Annotated in this window: 8 protein-coding genes; 2 read left to right on the top strand and 6 right to left on the bottom strand. The window is 67.5% G+C overall.

Features of this window, described 5'->3' with window-relative positions:
- The coding region (locus ACWDU1_RS24655; protein WP_450001939.1) for a helix-turn-helix transcriptional regulator at positions 1-2,702 on the top strand (2,702 nt) is incomplete at its 5' end.
- Positions 2,703-2,831: 129 nt separating this feature from the next.
- Here ACWDU1_RS24655 and ACWDU1_RS24650 read toward each other — a convergent pair.
- Positions 2,832-3,206 (bottom strand): YciI family protein, encoded by a 375-nt coding sequence (locus ACWDU1_RS24650; RefSeq protein WP_450001937.1) that lies wholly within the window; start codon positions 3,204-3,206, stop codon positions 2,832-2,834.
- Between the two features lie 256 nt (positions 3,207-3,462).
- Here ACWDU1_RS24650 and ACWDU1_RS24645 point away from each other — a divergent pair, with 256 nt between their 5' ends.
- Positions 3,463-4,416, top strand: coding sequence for a DUF808 domain-containing protein (locus ACWDU1_RS24645; protein ID WP_450001935.1), 954 nt, complete (start codon positions 3,463-3,465; stop codon positions 4,414-4,416).
- 27 nt (positions 4,417-4,443) lie between these two features.
- On the opposite strand, the gene ACWDU1_RS24640 is transcribed toward ACWDU1_RS24645, so the two are convergent.
- From ACWDU1_RS24640 to ACWDU1_RS24620, 5 genes are all read right to left on the bottom strand, one after another.
- On the bottom strand, positions 4,444-5,922 hold the full coding sequence (locus tag ACWDU1_RS24640; protein ID WP_450001941.1) for an aldehyde dehydrogenase: 1,479 nt from the start codon (positions 5,920-5,922) through the stop codon (positions 4,444-4,446).
- On the bottom strand, positions 5,912-6,232 hold the full coding sequence (locus tag ACWDU1_RS24635) for a hypothetical protein (protein ID WP_450001933.1): 321 nt from the start codon (positions 6,230-6,232) through the stop codon (positions 5,912-5,914). Before ACWDU1_RS24635 ends, ACWDU1_RS24640 begins: the two co-directional genes overlap by 11 nt.
- A 42-nt stretch (positions 6,233-6,274) precedes the next feature.
- Positions 6,275-7,528: an amidohydrolase family protein gene (locus tag ACWDU1_RS24630; RefSeq protein WP_450001931.1), complete on the bottom strand. Its 1,254-nt coding sequence runs from the start codon at positions 7,526-7,528 to the stop codon at positions 6,275-6,277.
- Positions 7,525-7,854: a hypothetical protein gene (locus ACWDU1_RS24625; RefSeq protein WP_450001930.1), complete on the bottom strand. Its 330-nt coding sequence runs from the start codon at positions 7,852-7,854 to the stop codon at positions 7,525-7,527. The genes ACWDU1_RS24630 and ACWDU1_RS24625 overlap by 4 nt, the downstream gene beginning before the upstream one ends.
- Positions 7,851-9,059, bottom strand: a 1,209-nt coding sequence (locus ACWDU1_RS24620; protein ID WP_450001929.1) for an aromatic ring-hydroxylating oxygenase subunit alpha, incomplete at its 5' end; no start/stop codon positions are given. The genes ACWDU1_RS24620 and ACWDU1_RS24625, both read right to left, overlap by 4 nt.

Genomic DNA, 9,059 nt, shown 5'->3' with positions numbered 1-9,059 from the left:
GGGCACGGGCGGGCCAGGGCGGGTTCGCTGTGGTACGCGGCGAGCCGGGAATCGGGAAGACCGCACTTCTCGATGACGCCGCCCGCACTGCCGCCGGTATGCGCGTATTACGCGTGACGTGCGTCGAATGGGAATCCGACCTCGGCTACGCGACGCTGCACCACCTGCTGAAACCGGCGCTCGAGCTGCTCGATCGGCTACCCGGACCGCAAGCAGCCGCGCTTCGCGTGGTGTTCGGGCTGGCGCATGGACAGACCCCGGACCGATTCCTGGTCGGACTGGCGTCGCTGTCACTGCTGTCGGAGCTGGCCGGGCACCGCCCACTGCTCTGCATCGTGGACGACGCGCACTGGGCCGCCGACGCGTCGATCAAGGTCCTCGAGTTCGTGGCCCGGCGCCTGGACACCGAGCCGATCGCGCTGGTGCTGGCAGCGCGCTCCCACGAAGGTCACCGTCTGGAGCCCACGGGAGCCGTGGACCTGCCGTTGGCCGGCCTGGACCGATTATCGGCGCGTCGGCTGCTCATCGAACACGCCGGTACGCGGCTGACTCCGCTACAGCGCGACGCGGTATTGGACGCCACCGCGGGTAACCCGCTGGCGATCCGCGAACTCCCGGCCATGGTCGTCGGCACCCCTGTGCCACCGGGGCCCCTGCCGCTCGTCGATGAGTTGCAGCAGGCGTTCCTGCGCCGGGTCCGGTGTCACAGCGAACCGCTACAGCGGCTGATGTTGTTGATCGCCGCGGACGGCCATCTCGGATGGGACGCCTTGCGCCGGGCGGCGTCCGCGCTCGATCCCCATCTCGAATCCGCGGTCGACGGACTCGGCGACCTCGACGACCTGATCACCGCGGCAGGGCCGGCAGTGGTGCTCCGGCACCCACTGATTCGCTCGGCCGTCTATCACGGAGCCACGATGGCCGACCGCCGGCAGGCCCATCGAGCGCTGGCCGCCGCGGTAGGTGACGAAGACGAACTTCGCGCGTGGCATCTGGGACAGGCGGCGGATGGGCGTGATGAGGATGTTGCGCGGGAGCTCGAGCACGCGGCGCACCGCGCCGCCCGATCGAGCTTCGCCACCAGCGCCGCGCTGCTCGCCCGGGCGATGGAGGTGGGTGAGCCCGGGGCGCGCCGGGCCCGCCGCAGGCTCGAATCCGCGGAAGCATGGTGGCACAGCGGAGATTTCGAACGAGCCAAAACGATGCTGGAAGGTATCGAACCGGACCGATCACTCGGGCCCCTTCGCTTCCGGACCACCCTGCTGCGGGCGTCACTGGAACTCCATATCGGCCGGCCCGCCGACGCTTTGGCGATGCTGCGCCCTATCCTCCCCAGCGCGCTGGAGGCGGGCCCGCGACAATCGATCGAGCTGCTGATGCGGTTCTGGGAAGCCGGATTCGCCGCCGACGCGGCGGATGCGTGGGCCGAGTTGTCGAACGCGGTCGAGCAGCTCGCCCTCACCGGCACCGGTGTATGGGAGATTCTCGGACGGCTCCTGCGCGGCACCTGCCGAACTCTGCGGGGCGAGGAAGCCGGATTGGCGCCCGGCGATCTGGACGCGGCCGAGGCCCTGATGGATCCGAGTCCGGCGGCCTGGGCCGCCGGGATGATCTGGGAACTGGGTGATCGGAGACGCGGGCGACACCTCAGCAGGAACGCGATGCAACACGCCCGCCGACTCGGAACCCCGGTGGCTCTGTCCTGGGCATTGTGGCGGGTGGTCGTCGACGACTCGGCAAGCGGACGTTTCCGTTCGGCGGCCGCATTCGCGGAGGAAGGCTGCCGGCTGACGGAGGAAACCGGACAGCGCAACGCCGGCATCGCGTTTCGCGGCGCCCAGGTCATGCTGGCGGCACTCCGCGGCGAGGACGGGCCGGCCCGTACGCTCGCCGGCCACGTCATGGCCGACGCACTCGCCCATGGCATGGTCAGCATCGTCGTCCTCGTCCAGCGCGCGCTCGGCCTGCTCGAACTCTCGGCCGGCAGGCCCGAAGAGGCCCTGCTGCGTTTCCGGTCGCCGGCCGGCAGCTCCTACCTGAGTGTGACGGTGGTGAACGTGCCCGACCTGGTCGAGGCCGCGGTCCAGTCGAACCGGGCCGGCCTCGCCACCGAACCGCTGGCACTGTTCACCCGATGGGCGCAGGCAGCCGGCACACCGGAACTGAGCGCGTTGGCCGCCAGGTGCCGCGCGCTGCTGGCCCCGCACGAGCACGCGGCAGCCGGCTTCCGTCAGGCGCTGGAACTTCACGAACTCACCGACCAGCCGTTCGAGACGGCGCGAACCCAGCTGCTCCTCGGCCGGCATCTGCGCCGCGACCGGCGGAAGTCCGAGGCCCGCGCGCCGCTCAACGCGGCCCTGGAGACCTTCCGGACGCTCGGTGCCGATCTCTGGGCGGATCGAGCCCGAGAGGAACTGCGCGCCACGGGAGTACGCATCCGGCCCCGCGCTACCGCCACGGCCGTGCGGTTCACGCCGCAGGAAGCACGGATCGCCGAAGCCGTCGCCGAGGGTTACACGAACCGGGACATCGCGGCACAGATGTTCCTCAGCACCCGGACGATCGACTACCACCTGCGAAAGATGTACCAGAAGGCCGGAGTCAACTCGCGTGCCGAACTGACCCGGATCCTGCTGACCGGGGCAGGCGATGACCGAGGCCCCACCGGCGCGGGGGCCGAGCTACCGGACAGCGAGGAGTGAGCATCCCCGGCGAGGTGGCAGGCAGCCGTTCGGCGCTTTGGTCACCACCCGGCAGATGCGCTGTTCGATCGCTTTCCTGGTTCGGCGAGTCCCGCGGTGCGTCGCTACCGGGGGACCGCGGTCACATATCTATTCGGGTGCCTCTTGAAGCGCGCGGACTTCGATACGAGATCCCAGCGCGGCGGAGGCCTGCTCGGCCCAGGCAACGGCGGCGGATTCGTCGGCGGCATTGATGATCCAGAAGCCACCGACGTACTCGTCGGCCTCGACGAAGGGCTTCCGGGAGTGCGACGGGAGGTCTCCGGTGGCGTCGACGGTGATCGCGGTCGAGGGTGGATGCAGTCCGCCGGCGGCGACCAGCGCCTCGGAGGCGACGAGGTCGCTGTTGAATTTGTCGACGGCGGCCATCATCGCTTCCAGTTCCGCGGGGTCCATATCCTGCATCGAATCCATCGTCGGTTCCTCGGCGCTGTCATGGGGCAGGGTCAGGAAGTATTGCGGCACGGTAATTCTCCTTCATCGCGGATTGATGGTGGTCCCCATCGCGCCATCTCCTCGGCTCGTTCGCCGGTGGCGAGGCCTCAGTCTGCCCGACGGGCAGGGAGTTCGATATCGGTGATATTGCCGGTCGTGTATTCGCGCCGGGAACGTCGGCGGGGACTCGATCCCGGACCCGGCCACGAGTGATCGGCCCGCTCGAACAGCACCGCGCTGTACGCGTACTGTTCGATCTGCTGGATACATCGAAGTGGAGGTTCCCGTGGCTGGTGGTCTCGTCGCCCTGCTGGACGACGTCGCGGCGATCGCGAAGGTGGCCGCGGCGTCGATCGACGATATCGGTGCCGCGGCAGGCAAGGCCGGTATCAAGGCCGCGGGCGTGGTGGTCGACGACACCGCGGTCACCCCCCGCTACGTGCACGGGTTCTCCCCCAAGCGCGAACTCCCGATCATCCGCAAGATCGCGATCGGGTCGATCCGCAACAAGCTCTTGATCATCCTGCCGGTAGCGATGATATTGAGCCAGTTCCTGCCGCAGGCGCTGCCGTACCTGCTCATCGCCGGCGGCCTGTTCCTCTGCTACGAGGGCGCGGAGAAGGTGTACGAGGCGCTGACCGGCGGTCACCACGACGACGAGGCGCCGACGGCCTCGAGCGGACCCGAACACGAGAAGACGATGGTGAGCGGCGCGATCCGCACCGACCTCATCCTCTCCGCCGAGATCATGGTGATCGCCCTCTCCTCGGTCGAGGACGAACCGTTCCTCACCCGTCTGCTGGTGCTGATCGTCGTCGCGTTCCTCATCACCGTCCTGGTCTACGGCGCCGTCGCGGCGATCGTGAAAATGGATGACGTCGGACTCGCACTCGCCGAGCGCAAATCACCGTTCGGTCAGCGGGTCGGACGCGGACTGGTCGCCGCGATGCCGAAGGTGATGTCCGTTCTCACCGTCGTCGGGATCGCCGCGATGCTGTGGGTCGGCGGCCATATCCTCCTCGTCAACGTCGGCGAAGCCGGATTCCACTGGCCCGCCGACCGTCTCCACGACCTCGAACACTGGGCCGGAGAACTCGTCCACGGCGGGTTCGGCGGTGTCCTGTCCTGGACCGCGGGGACGGTTGCCTCCGCACTCGTCGGGCTCGTCGTCGGAGCCCTCGTCGTACTGATCATGCACGTCGTTCCGAAGCGGAAGCCGAAGGAAGCCGCCGCGCACTGACCCGCGCACATCGACGCCGGCACCTCGTCAGCCGGCCGGACCCGCCCCCGAGATGGATTTGGTGTCCAGGAAGCCCGCCAGACCCTCGCGTCCGTATTCACGTCCGATACCGCTGGCCTTGACACCGCCGAACGGTGCGTAGGGGTCCATGCTGTAGGCCTGATTGATTCCGAAGGTACCGCTGCGAATACGGCGCGCGGCCGCCAGGCCCCGGTCCGTGTCGGCCGTCCAGATCGAGCCGGACAGCCCGTAGTCCGTGGCGTCCGCCCACCGCACCGCCTCGTCCAGATCGCGATAGGCGAGGACGGTCAGGACCGGGCCGAAGATCTCCTCCCGGGCAATCCGCATCCCGGGCTCGACCCGGTCGAACAGCGTCGGCCGCACATACCAGCCGCGGTGTGAACCCTCGGGCGGGCCTGCGCCACCTGCGACCAGACGGGCGTTCTCGACGGTCCCCAGTTCGATGTAGTCGCGCACCCGCTGCCGCTGGCGGGCGGAGACAAGGGGTCCGATCCCGGTGGTGTCGGCGGACGGGTCACCGACGACCAGCCCGGTCACCATCGCGGCCAGCGCGTCGACGAATTCATGGCGGCGTTCTTCGGGCACCAGGACGCGGGTCTGCGCGACGCAGGCCTGGCCGCCGTTCATCAGACCCGCCACCCGCACACCGGCGGCGACGGCGGCCGGGTCCGCGTCGTCGAGCACCACCGCCGACGATTTACCTCCCAGTTCGAGGCCGACCCGTTTCAACGCGGCACCGCACGCGGCCGCGACCTCGCGACCGGCCGCGGTGGACCCGGTGAAGGAGACCTTGTCCACTCCCGGATGAGCGACGAGGTGCGCCCCGATCTCCCGGTCGCCGGGCAGGATCGAGACGACACCGGGCGGTATCTCGCTCTGCTCGATCAGTTCGGCCATGACGTAGGCGTCCAAAGGGGTCTCCGGAGACGGTTTCACGACGATCGTGCAACCGGCCAGGAGAGCTGGAATCAGTTTGGCCACCACCATGAGCATCGGCATGTTCCAGGGCACGATCGCGCCGACGACCCCGACGGGTTCGCTGCGCACCAGGATGCCGGAGCCGAAGTAGCCGGGCCGGACTTCCTCCCACGGGTAGGTTTCGGCGAGGTCGATCAGCGCTCGCATCATCACACCGGGGAGGCGTGCGTGCGCGGAGCGCGAGAAGGTGATCGGCGCGCCCATCTCCGCCGTCACCAGCCGGGCGATCTCCTCGACGCGCTCCTCGTATCCGGTGGCGAGGCCGCGGACGATCCGGATGCGTTCGGCCGGATCGAGCCGCGGCCACGGTCCGTGGTCGAACGCGCGCCGCGCCTCGGCGACCGCGCGGTCGACGTCTGCCGCGACGGGCGCGGCAACGCGGGCGATGGGTTCTTCGGTGTGCGGCGAGATCACCTCGATGGTCTCGCCGGTGGTGGGCCGCGCCCATCGGCCACCGATGAACAGGTCCTTGCGGTCGTACACGGCGCGCTCCGATTCAGGCGGTATGTGTGCTCAGTTCGCGGAGCAGACGCACCGTGGGGGGTGGATCCGACTGGACCGCGACCGGTTTCGACATCTCCCCCGACCGCGCCCGGGCCCCCATCCGGGCCCGGACTGCCTCGAGGTCGTCGGCTTCGATCTCGTACAGGGCGATGAAACTTCCGTCGCCGGCCAGTGGTTCGAGACGTCGGGCCGAGACTATGCCGTCGATATCGAGCATTTCGCCGATATGTGTCTCGGTGTACCAGCGGTGATATTCGGCGATTTCCTCGGGGGAACTCGGGCGGGATTCGACGTAGAGAATTCCTTTGGGCATGGGTGTCTCCTGAAGAGGTGGTGACGGATCGTGTCGAGGGCGTCAGTGGACCGGTTCGTTCTTGTGGATGATGCCGTCCTTCATCACGAACCGGACCTGTTCGAGAGCGGTGATATCGCGGGCGGGGTCACCGGGGACGGCGATGATATCGGCCAGCAGGCCGGGCGCGAGCCGGCCCCGGTCATCGGCGTCGATGAGTTCGGCGCTGGTCACGGTCGCGGCGCGCAACGCCTGCATAGGTGTCATCCCACGGTCGACCAGGGCCCAGAGTTCTTTGGCGTTCTGTCCGTGTGGCACCGCGGGCGCGTCGGTCCCGCAGGCGATCTTCACACCGGCCTCGATGGCCTTGCCCAGCATGCGGCGGGCCTTGGGAAAGACCTCGGCCGCTTTGCGGCGCAGTGCCGGTGGCGCCTTGGAGGTGTCCAGCCCCTCGGAGAGGTAGCTGGTCGGTACGAGAAAGGTGCCGTGGTCGACCATCATCTGCACGGTATCGTCGCTGGCCAGCGACCCGTGTTCGATGCAGTCGACACCGGCCCGGATACAGGCGCGGATCCCGGCGTCACCGTGGGCGTGGGCGGCGACCTTGATCCCCGCGCGGTGGGCTTCGTCGACGATCGCCGCCAGTTCCTCGTCGGAGTACTGCTGGGTGCCGGGGGCGGTACTGTGCGACATCACGCCACCGGACGCGGAGATCTTGATGACACCCGCCCCGTACTTGATCTGATATCGCGTCGCCCGCCGGACCGCGGAGACGCCGTCGGCCATTCCTTCCTCCACGGCCATGGGCATGATGTGCGGGGCCAGTTTCTGGAACATGGTCGGATCGAGATGCCCACCGGTCGGCGTGATGGCATGGCCGGCGGAGACGATCCGGGGTCCGGGAAACCAGCCCTGTTCGATTGCCCGGTTCAGGTCCACGTCGAGCAGGTAACCGCCGGTTTTCACCATCAATCCGAGATTGCGGACGGTGGTGAAGCCGGCCATGAGCGTGGCCCGGGCGTTGACGGTGCCCCGCAACGTCCGATACACGGGGTCGTCCTGTACACCGTGCATCGGGTTCGGGAGACCGGTGGGGTTGTCGGGCCCGCCGATCAGCAGGTTCAGTTCCATATCCATCAGCCCCGGCAGCAGCGTACTGTCGCCGAGCTCGACCACGGTGGCGCCGGCGGGCAGTTCCGGCGGGTCGACCGCCTCGATCAACCCGTCACGCACCACGATCACGCCGGGAGTGCGCACGACACCGGCCTCGATATCGATCCAGCGCGCCGCGCGCAGGACCGTTGCGCCGGCGCTCACGGTGCCGGCTCGATCACGCAGTCCATCGACGCTTCACTCGCGTCGGGGATCCACGGCTGATTCCACACCTCCACTGGGAAGGACACCATGATCATGGAATACAGCAGGTGGAGCAGGTTCAGCGCGTCGTCGGGCATATCGTCGAGGCCCACATGGTCGAGGTAGCTCAGCGCCGCCTCGGCGCGCGGGGTGATCGCGTCGTAGAACTCTTGCATTTCCGGCATGGTGCTGGTCAGCCGCTCGGCGTACCGTTCATGTTCCGAGCCCAGGCACCATTTCCCGGCAAAGGGTTCCAGATCGGCGAATTCTGCCGGAAGCAGGGTCATTTGGTCGTCACCTCCGCGCGTTGTTTCCGGTAGTCGTCGACCCACTCCCCCGCGGTTTTGTGCAGGTGGCGCAACAGGACCTCCTGATCGCACAGGGGGAACCGGGTGACCGCCCGGGATTCGAGCATCATCTGCGTTGCTTCGAGGGTGCTGGCGTCCTGGAGTCCGTATTCCTTGAACGTCACCGCCGTCATCTCGTGCGCGACGCGATCCCGCGGTGTCTGCGCGGGCACGAAATAGAGGTTGCCCTCGAAGATATGGGTGTTGTGGGAGGTCGGCCAATAGTGATAGGTGAGATACCAGCCACCCGACCAGATCAGGATCACGAAATTCGGGAACATCTGGAACGAGTCCAGGCCCCACGGGTCGCATTTGGCCGGATTCACCCCGGCCGGAAGCTCACCCAGATCGGGAACGTCCCACGGCCCGAACAGGCCACCGCGGGTGATGTCCTCCATCGGTTTACGCATGGAGGGATCGAGTTCCCAGGTCACCACACCCGAGGTGCTGACCATACGATGGGGCCCCTGGAGTTGATAGTGCGGCGCTTCGAAGCCCGCCGCCTGGGCGGCGGCGGAAAAGTTGTCCGGTGACTGGTTCCCGTGCAGTACCGCGGCGTGATAGAACTCCTGGAACGCGTCCATGTAGAGCTTCCAATTGGCGCCGACCTCGGACCGGTAGGAATACCGTTCGGTCAGCCGATCGAACGGGTAGCCCTCCAGATCGGTGATCATCGGGCCGAGGAATTCACGCAGCGACTGTTCCGGTTCGGGCGCGAGATTGACGAAGATGAACCCGGCCCACACCTCACAGTGGACGGGCGCGAGACCGTAGTCCTTCTTGTCCAGGTCGAAGAACTCGCCCTCTTGCTGTACGAAGGTCAGCGCACCGTCCAGACCGTAACGCCACCCGTGATATTTACAGGTGAACTGCCGGCACGTCCCCGAGGTCTCCGCGCGGGGGATTTCGTTCCAGACCAGCTTGTTCCCGCGATGGCGGCAGATGTTGTAGAAGGCGCGTACCTGCTTGTCCTTATCGCGCACGACGATCACGGAACTCCAGGCGGCGTGGATCTCTTTGGTGAAATAGCTGCCGACCCGCGGTACCTGTTCAACCCGGCCGATGTTGAGCCAGGCCTTCTTGAAAATGGCCTCCCGCTCGAGTTCGAAGACCTCCGGTGAGATCGAATCCTCATACGACATCGG

It is taken from the genome of Nocardia sp. NPDC003345 (assembly GCF_053589395.1).
The sequence above is the reverse complement of the archived record's forward strand: the minus strand, read 5'-3'. Positions and strand labels throughout refer to the sequence as shown.